Raw genomic sequence first — 23900 nt, forward strand, 5'->3', positions numbered from 1 at the left:
GGATGACGCACCCTCCCGTCGCTCCGCACCATCCACCCTGCCCCCTCCCGTCATCCTGACGAAAGTCAGGACCCAGGGTAACCGGCCACAGCGCGTGTGGCTCTGGGTCCTGACTTTCGTCAGGATGACGGCGGGTATAGAGGCTCAGCCTGTCCGCGATCGCCGACCCGGCGAAGGCCCCGAATGACAAAGGTCGTGCCCTGCACATGCGTTTCCTCCTCCTCCCGGCACTCGCCCTGCTGGTCGCCCCCGCCACCNCTGACGCGGATCAAGCGCGACGTCGACAAATACGGGCGCAAGCTGCGGCTGGTGCAGCGCGACGGGCGGTCGCTGGGCGACACGCTGGTCCGCGAGGGGCTCGCGCGGCGTTATGGCGGGGGGAAGCGGTCGCCCTGGTGCTGAGCGGGGCTCTGGTCGTCGGAACGCCGATCCTGTACGATCCGGTGCATGACGCACGACACCGTCCCGTTCGACACGCCGGACTCCGCGGCCGAGGCTGAGGCCGATGCGCGGGCGGACGCCGATGTGCGAGACGGGCGGCTGATCAGCCACGATGCGGTCAGGCGCTGGCTGTCATCCCTGGGCTCGGCGGCACCGCTCCCCCGACCGCGCGTCGGCGAGTAGTTGCGGATCGTCTGGACGGACGACGCCGTCGCCAATCTTGAGGCGATCATCAGCTATGTATCTGCGTTCGACCCGGCTGCCGCGCGGACATTGGCGGCGCGGCTGATCGCGGTTGCGGACAGCCTGGCGGTGTTTCCCGAGCGTGGTCGCGATGCCGGTGCGGGGCGCCGCGAGATGACGATCGTCTGGCCGTACATCCTGCGGTACCGGATCAAGGGTGACGCGGTGATCATCCTTCGCGTGCGGCACGGGGCGCGCGATGAGGAGCCGAGCGATTAGTCCGATGCGATGTTATCGAGGGGGCGGGGTACGTACAGCTGGTGGTCGCAGCGTCGTGCCGGGAACCTGTTCGAAGGCTGCGATCACCATGTGGGTTCTGCCACTATGGATTCCCGCGTTCGCGGGAATGACGGGGCGGCCTGGCGGATACAGATGGGGATACACGTCCACCGTCTTCCTCGCCGAGCGCGAAGTTCGGAAATAGAAGATGCTGTCCGGACGATTGTGAGGCGTGACAATGCGCTAAGGAGGATTGGCAGACTGCCAATCCTCCCCAAACCGCGTTAACGGCAGTTGAGGTGGAAGCTGATGAGGTGACTGGACGCCTGCAAATCCTGCGTTGCTAAGTCGATTTCAGCAAAGCAACGATCGGAACGCAGATATGTGCTGCCAGTCTCGTCAGTAATTTCCCACCGCCAAACGCCATCGCGGCCCTTGATAACCTCGTAGGTCATGTTGGGCGCCTTTAGCTATTAGCCATCTCGTTCGATCGTGAGATCCATATGTGCGAGGCTTGGAAGAGTCTGACCGCCTTTTCGGTCTATTCTGCCGCCATCTAACAGGGGCCTAAGATCATAATGGTCCGTGTCATCACGAGATAGTCTATTGTCGTGGATAAGCACTGAGCTCATTCTTATGCTACGGCCATACCATATCATTCTCCCCCATCAGAAACTGAAAATCTATTCCGCCGCAACCCCAGCCAGCGAGAACATGTCGCCGCCGTCGGCGAGGTCCTCGTTGGCCGCCGGGCCCTTCTTGGCGGTCTGGCGCTTGTCGAAGCTGTCCCAGACGTCGTTCCACTGGCCCTTGGTTGCGGCCTTCGAATATTCGGTGGCGCGCTGTTCGAAGAAGTTGGCGTGCTCGACGCCGTTGAGCATCGGGGCGAGCCAGGGGAGCGGGTGCTCGTCGATCATGTAGATCGGCTTCAGGCCGAGCTGGGTCATGCGCCAGTCGGCGATGAAGCGGATATACTTCTTGATCTCCTTTGGGGTCATGCCGTTGACCGGACCCATCTCGAAGGCGAGATCGATGAAATTGTCCTCGAGCCGGATCGTCGTCTGGCAGACATCGGCGATGTCGTCCTTGACCGCCTTGGTGAGGCACTGACGCTCGGCACAGAAGGTGTGGAACATCTTGATGATGCCCTCGCAGTGCAGCGATTCGTCGCGGATCGACCAGGTGACGATCTGGCCCATGCCCTTCATCTTGTTGAAGCGCGGGAAGTTCATCAGCATCGCGAACGAGGCGAAGAGCTGGACGCCCTCGGTGAAGCCGCCGAACATCGCGAGCGTGCGCGCGATATCCTCGTCATTGTCGACGCCGAAGCTCTGCATATAGTCATGCTTGTCCTTCAGTTCGGCATATTCGAGGAAGGCGCCATATTCGCTCTCGGGCATGCCGATGGTGTCGAGCAGATGGCTGTAGGCGGCGATGTGCACCGTCTCCATGTTGCTGAACGCGGCCAGCATCATCTTGATCTCGGTCGGCTTGAACACGCGGCCGTACTTCTCGTGGTAGCAATCCTGCACCTCGACGTCGGCCTGGGTGAAGAAGCGGAAGATCTGCGTCAGCAGGTTGCGCTCGTGGTCGCTGAGCTTCTGCGCCCAGTCGCGGCAATCCTCACCCAAGGGCACTTCCTCGGGGAGCCAGTGGAGCTGCTGCTGGCGCTTCCAGAATTCGAACGCCCAGGGGTATTCGAACGGCTTGTACTGCTTGCGGGCTTCGAGGAGGGACATGGGATACTCCGGGACAAATTTGGGAAATTGAAGAAACTGGTGAAGCTAGAAACGGCTTGAACTGGTGATGACGACGACGAGGAACAGCAGCGACGCGATCGGTGCGGCGATCATCAGCACGCGGCCGCGCTGGCGGATCTTGCCGATGTCGAGCGCGCCGGGGTTCCAGCCGGGGGTCGGACCCCAGAAGGTCTCGCCGCGAAAGTCGCCCGACCAGGGATTATGGTCGAGCCGGCTCCAGTGACGGCCGAGGATCATGTTCGCCGCGCAGATGCCGACGACCGCGAGGATCAGGACGAGCGTGTTCACGATTCGAGCGTCCATTGCCACATCGCACCCGCCGACAGCGCGAGCACGATCGCGCCCGAGGTGAGCATGATGCCGATCATCCGGAAGGCATAGACCTGCTTGTCGCTGACGTCGGGGCTGCGCAGCCGCAACAGCATCGCGACGCCGATGATCCCGAGCAGGGCCGCGACGACAAACATGATGGCGCTGCCATAGGTCATGCGACCAATGCCCGAGACGCGCGTTCTGCACCCGGACCCACCACAGGAGACGCAAAATGGTCGACGCAACCCAGATCAAGGAACACGCTGAAGTCATCGGCGCGGACGGCGTTCATGTCGGTACCGTCGATCATGTCGACGGCGACCGCATCAAGCTGACCAAGAATGATTCGCCGCAGTCGCAGGACGGGCAGGGCGCCAAGCATCACTATATCTCGCTCGGCCTCGTCGCCGAGATCGAGGGTGACAAGGTCCGCCTGAGCGCGACCGGCGCGAACGCGCTGACGTTCGAAGAGAGCGAGTAACCGCGCGGCGCCCTCTCCCGAGCGGAGGGGGCGCGCCGAGTGCACGACAGGGGCGTTCCGGAGCGATCCGGGGCGCCCTTTTCGCGTCGTACGTACGCGGCCTCGCGCTGCTGCACCGGCCACCCGAATCGGGGTGGCTTCGGCCAGTGTCCGCCCGGCGGCAGAGTGCGATTTGCTGCGCATGTCGTCTCCGTCCTAGCTGGGCCCGGCGTCGCCGATGGGCGGCGCTGCGTGACGCCATTTATCTACATGATCGGGCCGGATATCGCTATGCACTTATTTCGATAAGAGCCGCGAATTATCCGACTTGCACCTAGGGATGGTGTGGTCGGGCGCGTTTCGACACCAGATACGGGATCGGGCGTCGGGAGGCGGTCGGGTGGTCGAGACCCCCGCCGGGCCGCGGAATTCCGCGGGTTTCGGGGCCGGACAGGCGTTGTCCGGGCCCCGAAACGACGCGATCAGGCGGCTTCGGGGTCGTCGTCGACCGGGGCCGCGCGCCCTGCGGTCGGGAGCAATGCTGCGAGTGCTGCGATCGCGTCGCCGGTGAAGTGCCGGACCGCGCCCTCGGGCCCGATCTGGAGCGCATGCTCGGGCGTCAGTGTCGCGGCGCGCTGATGCTCGGGATCGAGCGTGGTCCAGGTGCGGACCGCGGTCTCGAGGCTGGTAACCTCGGCGACGTCGGTGTCGCCGCGGGGCACGTTTTCGAGCGCGGCGCTCATCCGCCAGTCGATGTCGGGCGGCGTCGTGTCGCCCCAATAGGCTTCGGTCATCGTCATACCTCCATCATACGGGATCCAGATGGAAGCGCCCGGTGGGCGGCGGAGGTTCCGTGGTCAGCCGGCCTCGGTCCGCGCCGCGGCGGTGCGCAGCAGGACATAGCCGAGCGCACCGGAGGCGAGCGAAGCGGCAAGCACCGCGAGCGACGCCATCTCGGTCCGCTGCGCATCGGGAAAGGCGAGATTGGCGATGAACAGCGAGATGGTGAAGCCGATCCCCGACAAGGCGCCGATCGCGAGCACCATCCGCCAGGTGACCGCGTCGGGCAGTTCGGCGGCGCCCGCCTTGACCGCCAGCCACGTCGCGGTGACGAAGCCGAGCGGCTTGCCGAACGCGAGCCCTGCGAACACGCCGATGCCGAGCAGCGATCCCGCGGCGTCGGCGAGCAGGTCGGACGAGAAATGGATCCGCACCGCGGACAGCGCGAACAGCGGCAGGACGACATAGGACACCCAGGGGTTGAGCATCTGGACGAGACGTTCGGCGGGTTCGTCGGTCGCCTCGGTCATTTCCTGGATATAGCCGAGCTGTTGCTGCGCCTTGCGCTGGATTTCCTCGTTTTCCTCGGGGTCGCCCGACTCCGCCTCGTCGACCGCCTGCTTGAAGCGGTCGATCGGGGCCTGGACGCGCTCCGCGAAGCGGCGTTCGGACAGCCGCGACTGGGTCGGCGACAACAGCCCGAGCATCACGCCCGCGATCGTCGCATGGATGCCCGACGCATAGACGCCCGCCCAGACGATCAGCCCGAGCAGCACATAGGGGATGGGCGAGACGAGCTTCAGCCGCAGCAGCACGAAGATCGCGACATAGGCGACCGCCGCGACGACGAGCATCGGCAGGACCAAAGTGCCGGTATAGGCGACCGCGATGACGAGCAGCCCGCCGACATCGTCGATCGCCGCGAACGCCAGCAGCACCGCGCGGATCGACACGGGCAGCCGGGTCGCGAACATGCCGATGATCGCGAGCGCGAACGCGGTGTCGGACGTGATGACGGTGCCCCAGCCGCTCGCCGCCTCGGTCCCGTAATTGAAGGCGAGATAGACCGCGACGGGGACGAGGATCCCGCCGATCGCGCCGGCGAGCGGGAACATCGCGGTGCGCACGGTCGACAGCGCGCCCTTGATGAATTCGCGCTTCACCTCCGCGCCGATGATCAGGAAGAACAGCGGCAGCAGCGCCTCGTTCACCCAGTCGGCGAGCGGGTGCGCGGCGCGGAAGCTGCCGAGCCGGATCTCGAGCGTGCTGTCCCACATCGTCTGATAATCATGCGCGATCGGCAGGTTGGTGCAGACCAAAGCGACGATCGTGGCGATGAGCAACGGCCCGCCGACGACCTGATCGGCGGCGAAGAACGGCGCGAGGCGGTGGAGGAAACCGGCGGCGGCGGGCGAATGATGCGCGCGCGCCGCCAGCTTGCCGGAGAGACGGGGGGTGAGGGCCATGATGTTCCAGGATCGCGTCGGCAGGACGCGCGTGCGGGTATAACGGTGCAGACCGCCTGTCGTATCCCTTGTCGTATCCCTTGCCGTATCCCTTGGGCGCGTGGGACACTTCTGGCGGCGGACCGACGCCGCCGGGGGTTGCGTCGCGCGTCACCTGCGGTATCGCCGCTGGCAGGAGGCCGCGCGCCATGACGACCATCGGAACCAAGATCGACGAGACGGGGACGCTGATCCGTGACGGTGGTGCGTTCTATCTCCGCCGCGACATGGGCGGGCGCTATGAGCTCGAGCTCCACCGCACGCCGGTCGACCTGGTCGAGAAGCGCGTCCGGCTGGTCGGCACGCTGGTCGGCGACGACCTGGTGAATGCGGACGGCGTCTCGCCCGTCTGAAAGCCGGCCCGGGGTGGATCGAGACCGCCCGGATGCTACACCCTCCCCGAATCAGGGGAGTAGTCCATGCATCGTCGTCGGTTTCTAACGAGTGCCGCTGCCGCGTCCGTCATCGGCGCGGTCCCGCTGAAGGGGGCCGCCGCGGCGGGATCGCGCGACGCGGCACTGCGCACGATGCTCGACCGGTTCTTCTATGCGCGGCTCGACGACTCGCCCGAACAGGCGACGCGGCTGGGGCTCGACACGGGAACGCGCAGCGGGCTGAAGGCGCGGCTCGACGACCAGTCGGCGGCGGGACGCGCGCGCGAGCTGGCGCAGGCGACCAAGGAACTCGCCGAGCTGCGCGCGTTCGGGACAAGCGGGCTGTCGAGCGACGCCGCGCTCGATCACGAGATCGTGACCTATCAGCTGACGCGCGCGGTCGCGGGCGCGAAGCGGTTCACCTATGGCAGCAGCCTCGGGCGGTTCGCGCCCTATGTGCTGAGCCAGCTGACCGGGCCGTATCGCGACGTGCCCGATTTCCTCGAATCGCAGACGCGGGTGCGCGATGCGGGCGAGGCGGATGCGTATCTGCAGCGGCTGTCCGCGCTGCCCAAGGCGATCGACGACAGCAGCGAGCAGCAGCGCAGCGACGCGGCGCGCGGCGTGTTCGCGCCTGACTATATCCTCGACACGACGCTGAAACAGCTGGGCAGCGCAATGGAGGGCGCGGCCGCGCAGAGCGTGATGGTGACGAGCTTCGCCACCAAGCTGAAGGCCGCGGGGCTGCCCGACGACCGCGTCGCGCGCGCGACCGCGATCGTCGAGCGCGACGTCCGCCCCGCGCTCGAGCGGCAGCGTGCGCTGGTCGCCGACCTGCGCACCAAGGCGGTGCATGATGCGGGCTGCTGGCGGCTGCCCGATGGCGACGCCTATTATGCCGCGGCGGCGGAGGCCGCGACGACGGTGGCGATGAGCGGGGACGAGATCCACCGGCTCGGCCTTGCGCAGGTCGCCGAGATCGGCGCGCGGATCGACGGCATTTTGAAGACGCAGGGGATGACGCAAGGGACCGTCGGCGAGCGGCTGGTGGCGCTCAACAAGCGGCCCGACCAGCTTTATCCCAACACCGATGCGGGGCGCGACGCGCTGCTCGCGCATCTCAACCGGCAGATCGTCGCGATGCAGGCGCGGCTGCCCGAGGCGTTCGCCAGCCTGCCCAAGGCGCCGGTCGAGGTGCGCCGCGTGCCGCCGACGATCCAGGCGGGCGCGCCGGGCGGCTATTACCAGAACGCCTCGCTCGACGGGTCGCGGCCGGCGATCTACTATATCAACCTGCGCGACACGTTCGACCGGCCCAAATTCGGGCTCGCCACGCTGACGCATCACGAGGCGGTGCCGGGGCATCACCTCCAGGTCAGCCTCGCGCTCGAGAGCGAGCAGATCCCGCTGATCCGTCGGCGCGGGTTCTTCAGCGGTTATTCGGAGGGCTGGGCGCTCTATGCCGAACAGCTCGCCGACGAGATGGGGATGTACGAGGGCGATCCGCTGGGGCAGGTCGGCTATCTCCAGTCGCTGCTGTTCCGCGCGACGCGGCTGGTGGTCGACAGCGGGATGCACGCGAAACGCTGGAGCCGCGAAAAGGCGACCGATTACCTGATCGCGACGACGGGGATCGCGCGCGGTCGCAGCCAGGGCGAGATCGACCGCTACACGGTGTGGCCCGGCCAGGCGTGCAGCTACAAGATCGGCCACACGGTGTGGACCCGCCTGCGCGACGAGGCGAAGACGCGGCCGGGATATACGCCGAAGGGCTTCCATGCGGTGCTGCTGAAGGGGGCGATGCCGCTGGCGATCCTCGAACGAGTGGTGCGCCGGACGGGGGCGGGGGCTTAAGGCCCCCCAGTTCTCCAGCTTCCCCGACGCGGGCGGACCGCGGTGACTTTTGCAAAAATTCCGCAGCGGAAACTTGTGCGTTGCCGGGGGGTTGTTGGGCGGGGGCTCTCGAACCGGACATGGTCCGGCGCGGCGCCCGGACTGGCCTGGAGAAATGTCGCGTGCGCCAAGAACCGTCATCACCCTCCGACGGGAGCGTCGTATCGACCGGCCTCGACCCGCTGAACTATATCCTCGACGGCGGCTATGCGTATAACCGCGTCCACCTGATCGAGGGCGAGCCGGGGTCGGGCAAGACGACGCTCGGGCTGCAGTTCCTGCTCGCCGGGCGCGATGCGGGCGAGCGGTGCCTGTACATCACGCTGTCGGAAAGCCGCGACGAGCTGCTCCATGTCGCCAAGACGCATGGCTGGGACATGACCGGGGTCGACATCTTCGAACTGGTGCCGCCCGAGCTCAGCCTCGACGTCGATCGCGAACAATCGATCGTCTATTCGTCCGATCTCGAACTCGGCGAGACGGTCAACATGGTGATGGAGGCGGTCAGCAAGGTCGAGCCGACGCGGATCGTGTTCGACAGCCTGTCCGAGATCCGCCTGCTCGCGCAGGGGCCGCTGCGGTTCCGCCGGCAGCTGCTCGCGCTCAAGCATTATTTCGCGCAGCGCGGCTGCACCGCCTTGTTCCTCGACGATCTGACGCAGACCGAGGACGATCTCAGCCTGCACAGCCTGGCGCACGGCGTCGTCCGGCTCGAACAGATCGCGCTGCCCTATGGATCCGAGCGGCGGCGGCTGCGCGTGTACAAGATGCGCGCGCGCGCGTTCCGCGGCGGTTTCCACGACTTCGTGATCCGGCGCGGCGGGCTGCAGATCTTCCCGCGGCTGACCGCGGTCGCGCATCCCGATACGGGTTTCGTCGACCGGCTGGCGTCGAGCGGGATTGACGAGCTCGACACGCTGTCGGGCGGCGGTCTGGATTACGGTACGACGACGCTGATCATCGGGCCGTCGGGATCGGGCAAGACGACGCTGTCGCTGCAATATGTCTTCGCCGCGCTCGAACGCGGAGAGAAAGCGCTGTTCGTCAGCTTCGACGAGACCGAGCGCGTGTTCATGCGCCGCGCGGCGGGAATGGACCTCGACCTCAGCGACCATGTCGCGGCGGGGCGGCTGTGCTTCCGCCAGGTCGATCCGGGCGAATTGTCGCCGGGCGAGCTGACGGGGATCATCCGCGACCAGGTCGAGCGGGTCGGCGCGACGGTGGTCGTGCTCGATTCGCTGTCGGGCTATCAGCTCGCCATGCCCGAGGAGCAGCACATGCTGCTGCAGATGCACGAGGTCGTGACCTATCTGAACCAGCAGGGTGTGCTGGGCCTGCTCGTCCTGACGCAGACCGGGATGATCGGGACGATGCAGTCGCCGGTCGACCTGACCTATCTGGCGGATTCGGTGATGCTGCTCAGGTTCTTCGAGGCGGATGGTGCGATCCGGCGGGTGATGTCGTTCCTGAAACGCCGGATGGGTCCGCATGAGGGGACCTTGCGCGAGTTCCGGATCGACAGCGGCGGGATCCGCGTCGGCCCGCAGCTGACCGGGTTTCGCGGTGTGCTGACCGGGACGCCCGAATATGGGGGCAGCGCCGCCCTGCTGACGAACCGTGACGAATCCTGACCGACCGGCGATGATGACCGATGATTTCCTGGTGGTCGCGCCGACCGGCCGCGACGCCGACGTGACCGCGCAGGTGCTGCGCTCTGCCGATATCGCCGCGGTGGCGGATGCCGACGGGACCGCGTTGTTCGCGGCGATCGCGGGGGGCACGCATGCCGGCGCGATCCTGACCGACGACGCGCTGTCGCGGCTCGACCAGGAGCGGCTGCTCGCGGCGATCGCGGCGCAGGCGCCCTGGTCCGACTTTCCGTTCATCCTGCTGAGCAAGCGCGGCGAACCGCGGCGCGGCGCGCGCGAGGTCGAGGCGGTCGCCAATGTGACCTTGCTCGAACGCCCGCTCCACCCCGCGTCGCTGGTCAGCGCGGCGCGCGCGGCACTGCGCGCGCGACAACGCCAGCGGCTCGCGGCACGGCATTTCGAGGACCGCGAAAAGGCACGCGCCGAGCTGCGCGATCTGGCCGACACGCTGGAGGCGAAGGTCGAGGCGCGGACGCGCGAACTGGCGGCGGCGAACGACCGGCTGACCGCGGAGATCGCCGAGCGCGAGCGGGCCGAGGCGCGGCTGGTCCAGGCGCAGAAGATGGAGGCGATCGGCCAGCTGACCGGGGGCATCGCACATGATTTCAACAATCTGCTGACCGCGGTGATCGGCTCGCTCGACCTGTTGCTGCGGCGGACCGACGACGAGAAGATCCGGCGGCTGGCGAGCATGGCGTTGCAGGCGGGCGAGCGCGGCGCGACGCTGACCGCGCAGCTCCTGTCCTTTTCGCGGCGCCAGCACCTGTCGCCGGTACCGGTCGAGCCCAATCAGGTGGTGGCGTCGATGGCGGATCTGCTCGCGCGGTCGATCGGTGCGGCGGTGACGGTCGAGCTCGACCTGGCGGACGATGTCTGGCGCGCGATGGTCGATCCGACGCAGCTCGAGGTCGTGCTGCTCAACCTGGCGATCAACGCGCGCGACGCGATGCCGTCGGGCGGGGTGGTGCGGATCGCGACTCGCAACTTGGCCGCGGTGCCCGACGCGCTGACCGCCGAGCTGAACCCGGGCGCTTATGTTTCGATCGAGGTCGCCGATACCGGTGCGGGGATGACGCCCGCGGTACTGGCGCGCGCGTTCGAGCCGTTCTTTACCACCAAGGGGCAGGGCAAGGGCACGGGCCTGGGGCTCGCGCAGGTCTACGGCTTTGCCCGTCAGTCGGGCGGCACCGTCCGGATCGTCAGCGCGGAGAACGAGGGGACGGTGATCACCTTGTACCTGCCGCGGACGACCGAGGTCGCCGATCCGGTCGCGATCGAGCGGCTGGCCCAGGCGACCGGGTCGCGGCAGCGGATCCTGGTGGTCGACGACGACAATGACGTTCGCGGGGTCGCCGCGCAGATGATCGAGGAGATCGGCTATCAGGTGGTCGCGGCGGCGAGCGGGTCCGAGGCGCTGACCGAATTCGGGCGCGCGTCGTTCGACCTGGTGCTGACCGACGTGGTGATGCCGGGCATGTCGGGCGTCGACCTGGCGCGGCGGATCCGCGCGGTCGCGCCCGCCATGCCGTTGCTGTTCGCCAGCGGCTATGCCGATGTCGCGACGTTCGGCGACGAGCTGGCGGCGGAGACGGTGCTGAAGAAGCCCTATCGTATCGGCGAGGTTGCGGCGCGGATCGGCGACGCACTGTCGGCGGAGTCGGCGCAGTAGCGCAGGTGACGGACATTGCAGCGTTTCGCGGTGGCGGTGCGGTGTATAGGATGGGGTTAAGGCCCGTGCGTGTAGGGTGATCAGGGACGCAGGATTTCGGACCCGGGGTGGGGGCAAGGTGGGGCAGCGTGACTGAGCGGCATGGATTCCTGGGCGACGGACCGCTCGCGGCGCTGATCGCGGCGTTCGATTGGTCGGCGACCCCGCTCGGCCCGATCGAGGGCTGGCCGCCGCATCTGCGGACCGTGGTGTCGATCCTGTTGCGCGCGCCGGTGCCGATGGCGCTGCTGTGGGGCGAGGAGGGAATCCTGCTCTACAATGCGCGCTATGCGACGATCGCGCAGGACAAGCACCCCGCGATCCTCGGCATGCCGGTGCGCGAGGCCTGGACGGAGGCGGCGGCGTTCAACGACGGCGTGGTGCGCGCCGGGATGGCCGGCAAGACGCGGAGCTATGCGCGGCAGGAGCTGACGCTGTACCGCCATGGCGAGCCCGAGACGGTGTTCCTCGACCTCAATTATTCGCCCGTGCTCGATGCGGACGGGGTGCCCGCGGGCGTGCTGGCGGTGGTCATCGAGACGACCGACGCGGTGCTCGCCGAGCGCAGCCTGCGCTGGGAGACGCACAGCCTGGAGACGCTGAACGTCACCGGCGCGGCGCTGGTCGCCGAGCTCGAGCTCGAGCCGCTGATCCAGATGGTCACCGATGCGGGGGTCAAGCTGACCGGGGCGGAGTTCGGCGCCTATTTCCACAATTTGATGGACGAGACCGGCGAGCGGCTGCACCTGTTCACGCTGGCCGGCGCGGAGCGCGCGGCGTTCGAGAAGCTCGGGCGGCCGCGCGCGACCGCGGTGTTCGGACCGACCTTCCGCAACGAGGGCGTGATCCGGTCGGACGATATCCGCACCGACCCGCGCTACGGAAAGAGCGCGCCGCATTACGGGATGCCGCGCGGGCATCTGCCGGTGCGCAGCTATCTGTCGGTGCCGGTCACGTCGCGCACCGGGGTGGTGCTGGGTGGGTTGTTGTTCGGCCATTCCGAACCGGGACGTTTCGGCGAGCGGCACGAGCGGCTGCTGGTCGGCGTCGCGGCGCAGGCGGCGATCGCGATCGACAATGCACAATTGTTCAAGGCGGTGCAGGAGGTCAACGACACGCTCGAACAGCGCGTGGCCGAGCGGAGCGCGGAGCTGACCCAGGCGCACGAGGCGCTGCGCCAGGCGCAGAAGATGGAGACGCTGGGCCAGCTGACCGGGGGTATCGCGCATGATTTCAACAATCTGCTGACGGTGATCCGCGGATCGACCGACCTGTTGCGGCGTCCCGACCTGAGCGCGGATCGGCGCGATCGGTACATCACCGCGATCGCGGACACCGCCGATCGCGCGACCAAGCTGACCAACCAGCTGCTCGCCTTTGCCCGGCGATCGTCGCTGACCCCCGAGGTGCTCGACGTCCGCGCCGTCGTCAGCGGGATGACCGACATGCTGGCGACGCTGTCGGGATCGTTCATCGACATCGCGCTGAGCCTGCCCGACACGCCGTGCCTGACGCATGCGGATGCGAGCCAGCTCGAGACCGCGATCGTCAACCTGGCGGTCAATGCGCGCGACGCGATGGCGGGGCGCGGTGCGCTGCGGATCGTGGTCGGGCGCGCGGCGCGGATCCCGGCGGTGCGCGGCCATGTCGCGCGCGACGGCGATTTCGTCACGATCGGCGTGCACGACACGGGCAGCGGGATCGACCCGGCGCATATCGAGCATATCTTCGAGCCGTTCTTCACGTCGAAGGCGATCGGCCATGGCACCGGGCTGGGCCTGTCGCAGGTGTTCGGGTTCGTGAAGCAGTCGGGCGGCGAGGTGATCGTCGAGAGCACGCCGGGCGCGGGTGCGACCTTCACGCTGTACCTGCCGCATGATCCGACCGGCGTGCCGGCGGGGGTCGGCATCGCGGCGGAGGCGCGCGGCGACGGGCCGTCGCTGCGGATCCTGGTGGTCGAGGACAATGCCGCGGTCGGCGACTTCGCGATGTCCGCGCTCGCCGATCTGGGGCATGCGATCGTGTTCGCGCGCGATGCCGAGGAGGCGCTGGCGATCCTGGCGCGGGAGGTGGACGCGTTCGACGTGATGTTCTCCGACGTGGTGATGCCGGGGATGAACGGCGTCGCGCTGGCGCAATATGTCCGCCGGGACTTTCCCGCGATGCGCGTGCTGCTGACCAGCGGGTATAGCGACGTGATCTCGAAGGACGGCGCGCAGGGCTTTGCGCTGTTGCACAAACCCTATTCGATGGCGGAGCTCGCGCGGGCGCTGCATGCGGTGATGGAGGCGGACCGGCCGCTGGCGGCGGGCGCGTTCTAGAGCGCGGCGCTGTCGGTGAGGCGGTGGACGTCGCCGAGCAGCCGGTCGAAATAGTCGGTGCGCGGCGCGTCGAAGGTGACGATGTAGAGCAGCCCCGCGACGATCGCCGCGCGCGCCTCGCCCCGGCGCGGCAGGTCGTCGCCATCGACATAGGCATAGCCGAAGCGGATGCCGGCATGGCCGAGAAACGGGTCGGGCGCCGCGGTGGTGAGCGTGAAGTCTGCAATCCCGCCGGCGCTGCGATAGGTCGATTCGAGCAGTTCGGGGATTTCGGCGAGCAGCATCGCGTCGCTGTAGCGGGGGAGGGTCTTGCGGCGCCGGGGTTCGCGCAGCAGCGCCTCGCCCGGTGCGATCCCGCCGAACCAGGTGACCGCGTTGAGCCGCTCACCGTCGAGTGTCCAGACCTCGGCCTTGCGGCCCGGTCGGGCGGAGAGCTGGTTCCAGTCGCGCGGCGGGGTGACGGTCATCGTCCGGGCGACGCGGACCGGCTTGCCCTGCGCGCGATAGGCGTTGGCGTCGGCGGGCGCGGGCAGGAGCATGAGGAGGGCGGGCAGCAGCGGGTAGCGCATCAGCGGTCCTCCGGGGCGGCGATCAGTGCCGCGATCATCCCCGCATCGCCGGCGGCGGGGTCGAGCGCGAGATAGCGGCGTAGTGCTGCCTGTCCCTCCGCGAGGCGACCGGTCCGGATCAGCGCCAGCCCCAGCCCGCGCTGTGCGGCGGCGAGGCTAGGGTCGAGCGCGGTGGCCTGCGCGTAGAAGTGCGCGGCGTTGACGAGGTCGCGGGGGTTCCCGCGGGCGCGGTACAGGTCGCCGCGCGCGCGCCACAGCGCCGCGGTCCAGCCGCGCGCGGCACAGGCGGCGATCAGATAGGCGCTGGCGCCGAAGTCGTTGAGCTTGATCTGGTCGTCGAGGAACAGCGGCAGCCACGGCGCGAGCGCGTCGGCATGGCGGTCGGCGCCGTCGTCGCGGTCCGCCGCCTCGGGCAGCGCGAGCGCATCGAGCGTGGCGGCGCGTTCGGCCTCGGGCGGGTGCGAGGCGTAGAAGCCGATGCGGTCGAGCCGCGGCCGGTGCGCGCCGCGCGCGACCGCGGAGGCCCCGGCCTCGGCGATCGCGTTCTGCCACAGCTGCGCGGCGGCCTGCGGGCGGAGGCGGCTGGCGTTGAGATAGCCGATCCCGAGCCGATCGGCCTCGCGCTCCTGATCGCGCGAGAAGCGGTAGAGTGCGCCGTAGACCGAGCGGCCGAGCGTGGCGAAGCGGCGGCGCAGATCGGCATCGGGGGCCATTGCGGCGAGCACCGCCCCCCAGCAGAGCAGGTCGGAGCCGGTACGCTGCGCCCGGAACTGCGCAAGCGTGTGGCGGCGTTCGAAATGGCCGAATTCATGCCCGAGCACCGCGCCGAGCTCGGCCTCGCTGCGCGCGCGGAGCAGCAGCCCGCTGAACACGCGCATCGTCCCGTTCGCCGCCATGCTCGCGTTGAACAAAGGCACGCGCAGGACATAGACCCGCACGCCGGCGCAGCGCGCCGCGCCGACCGTGTCGCAGAGCGCGCGGCGGACATAGGCGTCGAGCGCGGCGTCGCGGATCAGCAACGGCGACAGCGCGAGCTGGCGCTCATCCTCGTCCGCCTCGGCCCAGGCGCCGATCTCGTCGACGCCGACCGGCTGATAGGCGCCGGCATAGGGGGGCGGGGCGGGGGCGGTCGCGGCGAGCAGGGCGAGGGCCAGCGCGGTGACGGTCGGCCAGCGCGGTGACGGTCATCGGGGGGCGGGGGTGTTGCCGGGGAAATCGGCGAGCAGCTGCTGGACGCGGCGGGCGGCGCCTTCGGGGGTGCGCAGGTCACCACCCATCGCCCGGTCGGCGTTGAGCCAGAGCAGGTCGCCCGTCCGCAGATCGACCAGCCCGGCATAGCCCGCATGTTCGCCCGCGCGGAGCGGGATGCCCGGCCCCAGCATCGCGACGATCTGCAGCAGCTTGCGCCCGGTAGAGCCATAGGCGTCGCTGGTGCTGAGGAAGAGCGCGTAATCGGCGTCGCGCGCGCCGGGCAGCCGGGCGATGCCGGGCCCCAGCGTCCAGTCGAACCGCCCGGCCTGCGTCGCCAGCTTCTTGGTCGGCAGCCGGTCGCCGGCGAAGAACTGATAGCGGATCACCGATTGCGAGACCGCGGCGAACAGCGCGGCATAGTCCGCCACGAGCCGCGCCGCATCGCCGTCCGCTACGGGCGCGGGGATCACGCGGTTGCCGAGCGCCTGTTGCTGCGCGGCGAGTGCGGTTTCTATGTTGCGACGGGCCTGGTCGGTCCAGTCGCCATTGGGTTCGAACATCCCGCCGGTCGAGCGCGCGCCGACGCGTATGCTCGGGCGGACCAGGAGGATGGTCCTGCCGCTGCCCGGGGGGAGCGTGAAGCCGGTCTTCTGCGCGCTTCTCTGGCGGGCGGCGGCGGGTGGCGCGGGCGCTAGCGCCAGCAGCATGATCGCCAGACGCGTCGCGAGCCTTGTCCCCATCGACGCCCCCCAGCGCGCTGTCCCGGCGACCGGGCTAGGCCGCGCGCACGGGTGCGACAAGCCGCAGACCGGCCCGCTTTGGACCTAGCCGCGTCCCCACGAAAAAGCCTGTCGCACAGGAAGCGCGACAGGCTGTTCGATCAGGCGGCGGGCGGGCCCGCCACGGTGATGGGTCGGGGGCTTACTGGCAGGCGAGGCACTCGTCATAATCCTTCGATTCGACGTCGATCTGACGCAGGTCGATGGTGTTGTCCGCCTCGACCCCGCCCGCGAAGCCGGCGCGCTGTACCGATTTCGAGCGGAGATAGTAGAGCGACTTGATGCCGAGCTCCCAGGCGCGGAAGTGGAGCATCAGCAGGTCCCACTTCTCGACGTCCGCGGGGATGAACAGGTTCAGCGACTGCGCCTGGTCGATATAGGGCGTGCGGTCCGCGGCGAGTTCGAGCAGCCAGCGCTGGTCGATCTCGAAAGACGTCTTGTAGCAGTCCTTTTCCTCGGTCGAGAGGAAGTCGAGATGCTGGACCGAACCGCCCTGTTCGAGGATCGAGTTCCACACCGCGTCGGAGTTCTTCGACTTCTCGGCGAGCATCTTCTCGAGATACGGGTTCTTGATCGAGAAGCTGCCCGAGAGCGTCTTGTGCGTGTAGATGTTCGCCGGGATCGGCTCGATGCACGCCGACGTGCCGCCGCAGATGATGCTGATCGACGCGGTCGGTGCGATCGCCATCTTGCAGCTGAACCGCTCCATCGCGCCGACATCGGCGGCGTCGGGGCAGGGCCCGCGCTCGATCGCGAGCTGCATCGAGGCTTCGTTGGCCTGCGCGTTGATGTGCTTGAACATCCGCAGGTTCCACGACTTGGCCATCGCACCCTCGAACGGGATGCCACGTGCCTGAAGGAAGCTATGGAAGCCCATGACGCCGAGGCCGACCGAACGCTCGCGGCCCGCCGAATAGGCGGCGCGTTCCATGCCGGGCTCGTGGCGGTCGATATAATCCTGCAGCACGTTGTCGAGGAAGCGCATCACGTCCTCGATCAGGCCCTTCTCGTCCTTCCACTGATCCCAGGTTTCGAGGTTCAGCGACGACAGGCAGCAGACCGCGGTCCGCTCGTTGCCGAGATGATCCTTGCCGGTCGGCAGCGTGATTTCCGAGCAGAGGTTCGAGGTCGAGACCTTAAGGCCGAGCTCACGGTGATGCTTGGGCATCGCCTTGTTCACGTGATCGGCAAAGACGATGTAGGGCTCGCCGGTCTGGAGACGCGTCTCGACGAGCTTCTGGAACAGCGAGCGCGCGTCGACGGTGGCGCGGATCGCCTGGTCCTTCGGCGACCGCAGATGCCATTCCTCGCCGTTGCGCACGGCCTCCATGAAGGCGTCGGTGATCAGCACGCCGTGGTGGAGGTTCAGCGCCTTGCGGTTGAAATCGCCCGAGGGTTTGCGAATCTCGAGGAATTCCTCGATCTCGGGGTGCGAGACGTCGAGATAGACGGCCGCCGAACCGCGGCGCAGCGAGCCCTGCGAGATGGCGAGGGTGAGCGAATCCATGACGCGGACGAACGGGATGATGCCGCTGGTCTTGCCGTTGAGGCCGACCGGCTCGCCGATGCCGCGGACATTGCCCCAATAGGTGCCGATGCCGCCGCCGCGCGAGGCGAGCCAGACATTCTCGTTCCAAGTGTCGACGATGCCGCCGAGGCTGTCTGGGACCGAGTTGAGATAGCAGGAGATCGGCAGGCCGCGACCCGTGCCGCCGTTCGAGAGAACGGGGGTGGCGGGCATGAACCAGAGCTTCGAGATCGCGTCGTAGAGGCGCTGCGCGTGGCCGGCGTCATCGGCGTACGCAGAGGCGACGCGGACGAACAGATCCTGATAGCTCTCGCCCGGGAGCAGATAGCGGTCCTTGAGCGTCTCCTTGCCGAATTCGGTCAGCAGCGCGTCGCGGCTGTGATCGACCTCGACCGGGTAAATCTGCGCGCGCACGGAATGGCTGTCCTGCGCCTGACGCGGCGCCTTGGGGGCCTCTGCTGCGGGCGTGTCGAGGGTCTGTTCGATGGTGTCGGTCGTCATGTCGCTATCCCGGCTGCTGTCTCTGAAATCCAAAAGACCGCTCCTAAAATTCTGTAATCGTTCGAATCGGGAGCATATCCCATGCTATCATCGGGCAGATCAAAAGCAGAACAAAAACTGATCGGCAGCGCGTGGTCACGCCTGTCGACAATCAGGGTGGCAGCCCAAGGGGCGCACCATGTTCTACCAGAGATAGGGCCTGCCGCTGTAAGTAGCCCCCAGATACTGTGCCAATCCCGCAGCGGGTGCAAGCCGCTAGTTGGCCCGTTGCGGCCCTGCCTAGGGTGGATTGGGGTGTCCGGACGCGGCGGCGGCGGCGCGACGCGTGGATCTGCGCCGGGTTCGCGATACGCAAGCGGATTTCGCGCCTTTCGAAATATTTTCGAGCGAGCCGAGCGGACCCGTGGTCAGCCCGCGCGGCGCATCCCGCGGACCAGCGGCGGGGGGCCGAGCCGTTCGATATCGACCGGATGGTCGAAGGCGAGCCCGGCGCGGCCGTCGCGCAGCCAGCGAATCTGCGCGCCGATCATCTGGCCGTCGACGAGCTCGATCGAGACGCCGGCGCCGGTCGGATCGCCGCGGACCATCAGCCCCTCGACCATCGCGCCGCTGGTCGAGATGTCGCGGACGCGGACATCGACGAGCGTGTCCTCGACCAGCAGCCGCGCCGAGCGCAGCATCCGCACGCGCGGCGCACGGCTGGTCTTGAACCCGGCGGCGGTCGCCACCCCCGCGGCGGTGGCAAGCTGTTCCATCACCACCTCGTTGAGGACCGGGCGGCCATAGACATAGCCCTGGATATGGCTGCAGCCGAGATCGCGGACGAGCGCGATCTCGTCCTGCAGCTCGACGCCTTCCGCCGTCGTCTCCATGCCGAGCGTGTCGGCGAGCATGACGATCGCCTTGATGATCGCGGCGTTACGGTTGCCGGGCTCGGCCGCGCCCTTCACGAACGACTGGTCGATCTTGATCTTGTCGAACGGCGCGGTGCGTAAGTAGCCGAGCGACGAATAGCCGGTGCCGAAATCGTCGAGCGCGAGCCGGACGCCGATTCCTTTCAGCGCCTTGAACATCTGGTCCGAGGACGCGCTCTCGTCGAGGAAGACGCCTTCGGTGATCTCGAGCTCGAGCCGGTTGGCGGGCAGCCCGGACTGGGCGAGCGCGCTGGTGACGAGCGCTGGGAGCGCGGGGTTGGCGAACTGGATCGGCGAGACGTTGACCGCGACGCGGACGTCGGCGGGCCAGCGCGCGGCCGCGTTGCACGCGGTGCGCAGGACCCAGGTGCCGATCGCCTCGATCAGCCCGCATTCCTCGGCGATCGGGATGAAGTCGGCGGGCGACACGGGGCCGCGCGTCGGGTGGTTCCAGCGGATCAGCGCCTCATAGCCGACGATCCGCGTCGATTTCGTGCTGACGACGGGCTGGTAGCAGAGGTGGAACGCGCCCTCGGTCACCGCGATGCGCAGATCGTCCTCGAGCTGCTTGCGCGATTTCGCCCCCGCCAGCATGTCGTCCGAATAGAAGCGGTGGACGCCGCGGCCATCGGCCTTGGCCGCATAGAGCGCGAGATCGGCATTGCGGATCAGCGTCTCCGAATCCTTGCCGTGCTGCGGCGTGATCGCGATGCCGATCGAACAGCCGATCGAGACCGACGCGCCGCTGATAAAATAGGGTTGCGACAGCGCGAGGATGAGCTCGCGCGACAGGGTGCTGAGCGTGTCGCGGTTGTCGACGCCGGGCAGGACGACTTGGAACTCGTCGCCGCCGAGCCGGCCGACCAGCCCTGCGTCACCGACGACGCGCGTGAGCCGCTGCGCGACCTGTTTGAGCAGCAGGTCGCCGGCCTGGTGGCCGAGCGTGTCGTTGACCGCCTTGAACCGGTCGAGATCCATCAGGAACAGCGCGGTCGGGCGGTAGGGCCCGGCCTGCTGCGCGAGCGTCTTGTCGAGCGACAGCCGCATCCGCTGTCGGTTGGCGAGCCCGGTCAGCCCGTCGAACAGCGCGAGGCGGTTGATCTCGGCATCGGCCTTGCGCTTTTCGGTGAGGTCGAAGCCGGTGCCGATAAAGCCCTGGAACCGGCCGATCTCGTCGATCACCGGTCGGCCCGACATCGACCACCAGCGCTCGGGCGCGGGGTCGGCGGCGGCGCAGACCGAATAGTCCGAGAAGGAGGTGCGCGACGACAGATGGAAGGCGAGCGTGCGTTCGGTGCCGGGCGCCTCGCTGTCCATGCGGAACAGGTCGGTGAGGATGCAGCCGACCAGCCCGGACGACGGGTCGCACCCCTCCTCCGGATCCGACGGCGGCGGGAGCGCGTGCGCCATCTTGGGCGAGATATAGGTGATGCGGCCGCGCCGGTCGGCTTCCCAGAACCAGCCGGGGCCGTAATTCTCGAACTCCGCCATCAGCTTCATCGCGAGCCGGCCCTCGCTCGACTGGTCCGCATGATCGAGCGCGAGCGCATAGTCGATCCGCGCCATCCGGTAGGCGACCGCGGCAAAGCCGGCAAAGGCGGCGATCGCAACGACCGGCGCGATCCCCACGCCCGACAGCAAGGTCAGCATCAGCGCCAGGCCGATGCCGAACCCCAGGGTCGCGGCGCGCACGGCGTAAAGCGTGATCGCGGTCACGCTGATCGCACCGACGATCGCAACCAGCCCGGCGAGCTCGATCGGCCCGCCCGGCAGCTCGACGGTGACCCAGAGCAAGGACAGGAGCGCGGCGGACAGCCCGGCGGCGCAGGTCGCGAGCACCGCATTGCGGCGATGGATCGGCCATTCGCGCAGCGTCTTGCTGCGCACCGTTGCAAAGGCCGCGCCGGACAGCAGGGCGATCACCCCCGCATGCACCGCCACCGCCGCGATCAGCGCCGGCCGTGCCGCCAGCGAGACGCCGAAGACGATCGCCGCGGCGACCAGATGCGCGATCAGCGCGACCGGCCAGACCGCGCCGACCTTGGCGAGGCGGACATGCTGCGCGGCGCTCCACGCATCCTCGTCGCTTTCGACGAGCCCGAACAGGATGAGGCTCGTGGCGTCGGGATGATCGCGGAGGGGAATGGCGGGAGAGCGCGAGAACATCCCGCAAGCGTACCGCATCAGCGGTTGCGCAATTGCCCTCCGATCATGCTTAACAGATCGTAAGCGCCTGCATTTATCAGATAAACAGCCCGGTCAGCCAATAGGTCGCCGCCCCGATCGCGGCGGCGGCGGGCAGCGTCACCGTCCAGGCGATGATGATGTTGCTGGCGACGTTCCAGCGCACCGCCGACAGGCGGCGCGCGGCGCCGACGCCGACGATCGCGCCGGTGATCGTGTGCGTCGACGAGACCGGCACGCCCCAGAAGGTCGCCGCGAACAGCGTGATCGCGCCGCCGGTCTCCGCGCAGAAGCCTGTGCGGGCGTCAGCCGGGTGATCTTCGACCCCATGGTATGGACGATCCGCCAGCCGCCCGACAGCGTGCCGAGCGCCATAGCCGCCTGGCAGGACAGCACGACCCAGAAGGGCACATGGAACTCGCCGCCGAGCAGCCCCTGCGAATAGAGCAGCACCGCGATGATCCCCATCGTCTTCTGCGCGTCGTTGCCGCCGTGGCCGAGCGAATAGAGCGCGGCGGAGATCAGCTGGAGCTTGCGGAAGCGCTTGTCGACGCCGAGCGGGGTGAGCTTGAGGCTGGTCCAGGCGACCAGCAGGACGAGCAGCAGCGCGAGCAGCAGCCCGACCGCGGGCGAGACGAAGATCGCGCTGACGGTCTTGATCACGCCGCTCCAGACGATCGCGCCGAAGCCGATCTTGGCGACGCCCGCGCCGAGCAGCCCGCCGATCAGCGCGTGGCTGCTGCTCGAGGGGATGCCGAGCACCCAGGTGATGACGTTCCACGCGATCGCGCCGATCAGCGCGGCGAAGATCACCTGCGCGTCGATCACCTGCGCATGGACGATGCCGGTGCCGACGGTCTGCGCGACGTGGAGGCCGAAGACGGCAAAGGCGATGAAGTTGAAGAACGCCGCCCAGAGCACGGCATATTGGGGTTTCAACACGCGCGTCGAGACGACCGTCGCGATCGAGTTCGCAGCGTCGTGCAGGCCGTTCAGGAAATCGAACAGCAGCGCGATGCCGATCAGGCCGATGAGGACCGGAAGCGAGAGGATCATGCGGGGATGCCTGCCGGTGCCAAACTACCACCCCGGCGAAGGCCGGGGCCCAATAGCGAAGGCCGCAGTAACGGTGCGCGATCCGCAGTTATTGCCGTCCCCCAATTGGGCCCCGGCCTTCGCCGGGGGGGTGCTTTGGGGGAGTTTTCGGACTGAAACGACGCGTAACGAACGATCGATCCAGCCATGGCCGTCGCCCAACTGGGCCCCGGCCTTCGCCGGGGGGGTGTAACGGGAGAGGCTTCGGGCCGAAACGACGCGTCACGCATGGTCGATGACGAGTCCCTGGATCTCGTTGGCGACGTCTTCGAAGCGGTCGACGATCTTTTCGAGGCTCGAATAGATTTCGCGGCCGATGATGAACGCCATCGGGTCGGCATGGCTCTTCGACGCTGCGAACAGCGCGCGCAGGCCGGTGTCGTGGATGTCGTCGGCGTGACCCTCGATCTGGATCAGCCGGGCCGTCAGGTCGTGGAGACGGCCGGCGTTGCTGCCGAGCGAGCGGAGCAGCGGGATCGCCTCGGCGGTGATTCGCGCGGCCTCGACGACGATGCCCGCCATGTCGCGCATCTCGGGCGCGAATTCGGTCACTTCGTAGAGCGCGATCGCGTTGGCGGTGCCGTTCATCTGGTCGATCGCATCGTCCATCACGCCGATCAGGTCGGTGATCGCGCTGCGGTCGAACGGCGTCACGAACACGCGGCGGACGTCCTGCAGGACCTCGCGCGTGATGTCGTCGGCCTCGTGTTCGCGGCGCACGATCTCGGCGATCTGGCTTTCGATCGAGCCCTCGCCGTGGAGCAGCCGGGCGAGCGCGTCGGCGCCCGCGACGAGCGTCGCGGCATGCGCGTCGAACAGCTCGAAGAACCGCCCCTGCTTGGGCATGAGTGCCTGGAACCAGCCCAGCATCGGAAAACGCCTCCTCATTCGTGACCGCAGCACCGGCAGCACGCGTTGTTCGAACGCCACCGGGATCGGTGGCTTTCGGAATCCTCGGATCAGAGCCTTGAGTTCGGGCTCGTCGACCGCGGCGGCGGCCTTATCAGGCGGAAACCACCGTGTCTCGCGCTGATCCCGCTCGGGCCAGTCCGCGACCTGTTCGACGACCTGCATCGGATAGACGCTGACGATCATCGGCCGGAGACGCCCGCTGCGGCGCCGCTTGTCGTAGCAGAAATCGCCGACCGCGCTGGGGCAGGGGATGCCGCGAATCCCGGCTTCCTCGAACGCTTCCTGCGCGGCGGCCTCGTGTGAGGCGAGGCCGGCAATCGGATTGCCCTTGGGGATCACCCAGCGCCGCGTCTCGCGCGAGGTGATGAGCAGGATCTCGGCGGATCCGTCGGCGGTGATCCGATAGGGCAGGGCAGCGATCTGGCGGATCGGTCGGGTCCTCGGGCAAGGTCAAACCCGATGTCTGACACGCACCGCGCGCGAGCGCCAGACGCTCCGCAAGGGTGGCGTGGCGGATGAACCGCCACGATCCGCAAGGGGATGGCGTGGCGGGGTTACCGCC

The 23900-nt window shown here is 68.1% G+C and carries 20 protein-coding genes and 1 pseudogene; 8 read left to right on the forward strand and 13 right to left on the reverse strand.

Annotated elements, in window-relative coordinates:
- Window positions 1-447 precede the first annotated feature (447 nt).
- A complete protein-coding gene (locus GV027_RS14985; RefSeq protein WP_159512348.1) occupies window positions 448-624 on the forward strand; it encodes a CopG family transcriptional regulator in 177 nt (58 codons plus the stop codon).
- The gene (locus tag GV027_RS14990; RefSeq protein ID WP_159512349.1) at window positions 625-903 is read left to right on the forward strand and encodes a type II toxin-antitoxin system RelE/ParE family toxin; all 279 of its coding nucleotides are present in this window, start codon (window positions 625-627) and stop codon (window positions 901-903) included.
- Window positions 904-1187: 284 nt separating this feature from the next.
- On the opposite strand, the gene GV027_RS14995 is transcribed toward GV027_RS14990, so the two are convergent.
- From GV027_RS14995 to GV027_RS15010, 4 genes are all read right to left on the reverse strand, one after another.
- Entirely contained in the window at window positions 1188-1358 is a 171-nt protein-coding gene (locus GV027_RS14995; protein ID WP_159512350.1) for a hypothetical protein, read from the reverse strand.
- A gap of 228 nt (window positions 1359-1586) precedes the next feature.
- Entirely contained in the window at window positions 1587-2642 is a 1056-nt protein-coding gene (locus tag GV027_RS15000; protein WP_056409090.1) for a ribonucleotide-diphosphate reductase subunit beta, read from the reverse strand.
- A 45-nt stretch (window positions 2643-2687) separates the two neighbouring features.
- The gene (locus GV027_RS15005) at window positions 2688-2966 is read right to left on the reverse strand and encodes a hypothetical protein (RefSeq protein ID WP_084215159.1); all 279 of its coding nucleotides are present in this window, start codon (window positions 2964-2966) and stop codon (window positions 2688-2690) included.
- Entirely contained in the window at window positions 2948-3151 is a 204-nt protein-coding gene (locus GV027_RS15010; RefSeq protein ID WP_031396614.1) for a hypothetical protein, read from the reverse strand. Before GV027_RS15010 ends, GV027_RS15005 begins: the two co-directional genes overlap by 19 nt.
- A 56-nt stretch (window positions 3152-3207) precedes the next feature.
- Between GV027_RS15010 and GV027_RS15015 the strand changes: the two genes are divergently transcribed.
- Window positions 3208-3456, forward strand: coding sequence for a DUF2171 domain-containing protein (locus GV027_RS15015; protein ID WP_031396615.1), 249 nt, complete (start codon window positions 3208-3210; stop codon window positions 3454-3456).
- A gap of 461 nt (window positions 3457-3917) precedes the next feature.
- Here GV027_RS15015 and GV027_RS15020 read toward each other — a convergent pair whose 3' ends face one another.
- Window positions 3918-4235, reverse strand: a complete 318-nt coding sequence (locus GV027_RS15020) for a hypothetical protein (protein ID WP_236559246.1) — start codon at window positions 4233-4235, stop codon at window positions 3918-3920.
- A 57-nt stretch (window positions 4236-4292) separates the two neighbouring features.
- Window positions 4293-5681 carry a Na+/H+ antiporter NhaA gene (gene nhaA / locus GV027_RS15025; RefSeq protein WP_159512351.1) on the reverse strand — a complete coding sequence of 463 codons (1389 nt, stop codon included), beginning with the start codon at window positions 5679-5681 and terminating at the stop codon, window positions 4293-4295.
- Between the two features lie 188 nt (window positions 5682-5869).
- Here nhaA and GV027_RS15030 point away from each other — a divergent pair, with 188 nt between their 5' ends.
- From GV027_RS15030 to GV027_RS15050, 5 genes are all read left to right on the forward strand, one after another.
- The gene (locus tag GV027_RS15030; RefSeq protein ID WP_031440577.1) at window positions 5870-6073 is read left to right on the forward strand and encodes a DUF5818 domain-containing protein; all 204 of its coding nucleotides are present in this window, start codon (window positions 5870-5872) and stop codon (window positions 6071-6073) included.
- 66 nt (window positions 6074-6139) lie between these two features.
- A complete protein-coding gene (locus tag GV027_RS15035; protein WP_159512352.1) occupies window positions 6140-7948 on the forward strand; it encodes a DUF885 domain-containing protein in 1809 nt (602 codons plus the stop codon).
- A gap of 161 nt (window positions 7949-8109) precedes the next feature.
- Window positions 8110-9618, forward strand: a complete 1509-nt coding sequence (locus GV027_RS15040) for an ATPase domain-containing protein (RefSeq protein WP_236559247.1) — start codon at window positions 8110-8112, stop codon at window positions 9616-9618.
- A 13-nt stretch (window positions 9619-9631) separates the two neighbouring features.
- Complete coding sequence (locus GV027_RS15045; protein WP_236559248.1) at window positions 9632-11305, forward strand: response regulator; 1674 nt, start codon at window positions 9632-9634, stop codon at window positions 11303-11305.
- Between the two features lie 128 nt (window positions 11306-11433).
- On the forward strand, window positions 11434-13665 hold the full coding sequence (locus GV027_RS15050; protein WP_159512354.1) for a hybrid sensor histidine kinase/response regulator: 2232 nt from the start codon (window positions 11434-11436) through the stop codon (window positions 13663-13665).
- Here the strand turns inward: GV027_RS15050 and GV027_RS15055 are convergent.
- The 7 genes and pseudogenes from GV027_RS15055 to GV027_RS15085 form a co-directional block, all read right to left on the reverse strand.
- A complete protein-coding gene (locus GV027_RS15055) occupies window positions 13662-14234 on the reverse strand; it encodes a hypothetical protein (RefSeq protein WP_159512355.1) in 573 nt (190 codons plus the stop codon). The two genes, GV027_RS15050 and GV027_RS15055, sit on opposite strands and share 4 nt — an antisense overlap.
- A complete protein-coding gene (locus GV027_RS15060; RefSeq protein ID WP_236559249.1) occupies window positions 14234-15253 on the reverse strand; it encodes a M48 family metallopeptidase in 1020 nt (339 codons plus the stop codon). The genes GV027_RS15055 and GV027_RS15060 overlap by 1 nt, the downstream gene beginning before the upstream one ends.
- A 165-nt stretch (window positions 15254-15418) precedes the next feature.
- Entirely contained in the window at window positions 15419-16165 is a 747-nt protein-coding gene (locus GV027_RS15065; RefSeq protein WP_159512356.1) for a hypothetical protein, read from the reverse strand.
- A 181-nt stretch (window positions 16166-16346) separates the two neighbouring features.
- Window positions 16347-18233 carry a ribonucleoside-diphosphate reductase subunit alpha gene (locus tag GV027_RS15070; protein WP_409349135.1) on the reverse strand — a complete coding sequence of 629 codons (1887 nt, stop codon included), beginning with the start codon at window positions 18231-18233 and terminating at the stop codon, window positions 16347-16349.
- 407 nt (window positions 18234-18640) lie between these two features.
- Window positions 18641-21313 (reverse strand): EAL domain-containing protein, encoded by a 2673-nt coding sequence (locus GV027_RS15075; protein WP_159512357.1) that lies wholly within the window; start codon window positions 21311-21313, stop codon window positions 18641-18643.
- Window positions 21314-21389: 76 nt separating this feature from the next.
- A pseudogene (locus tag GV027_RS15080) lies at window positions 21390-22387 on the reverse strand (anion permease).
- 261 nt (window positions 22388-22648) lie between these two features.
- Window positions 22649-23767 carry a DUF47 family protein gene (locus GV027_RS15085; protein ID WP_159512955.1) on the reverse strand — a complete coding sequence of 373 codons (1119 nt, stop codon included), beginning with the start codon at window positions 23765-23767 and terminating at the stop codon, window positions 22649-22651.
- Between the last annotated feature and the right edge of the window lie 133 nt (window positions 23768-23900).

It is taken from the genome of Sphingomonas sp. T1 (assembly GCF_902506585.1).
GTDB lineage: Bacteria > Pseudomonadota > Alphaproteobacteria > Sphingomonadales > Sphingomonadaceae > Sphingomonas > Sphingomonas aerolata.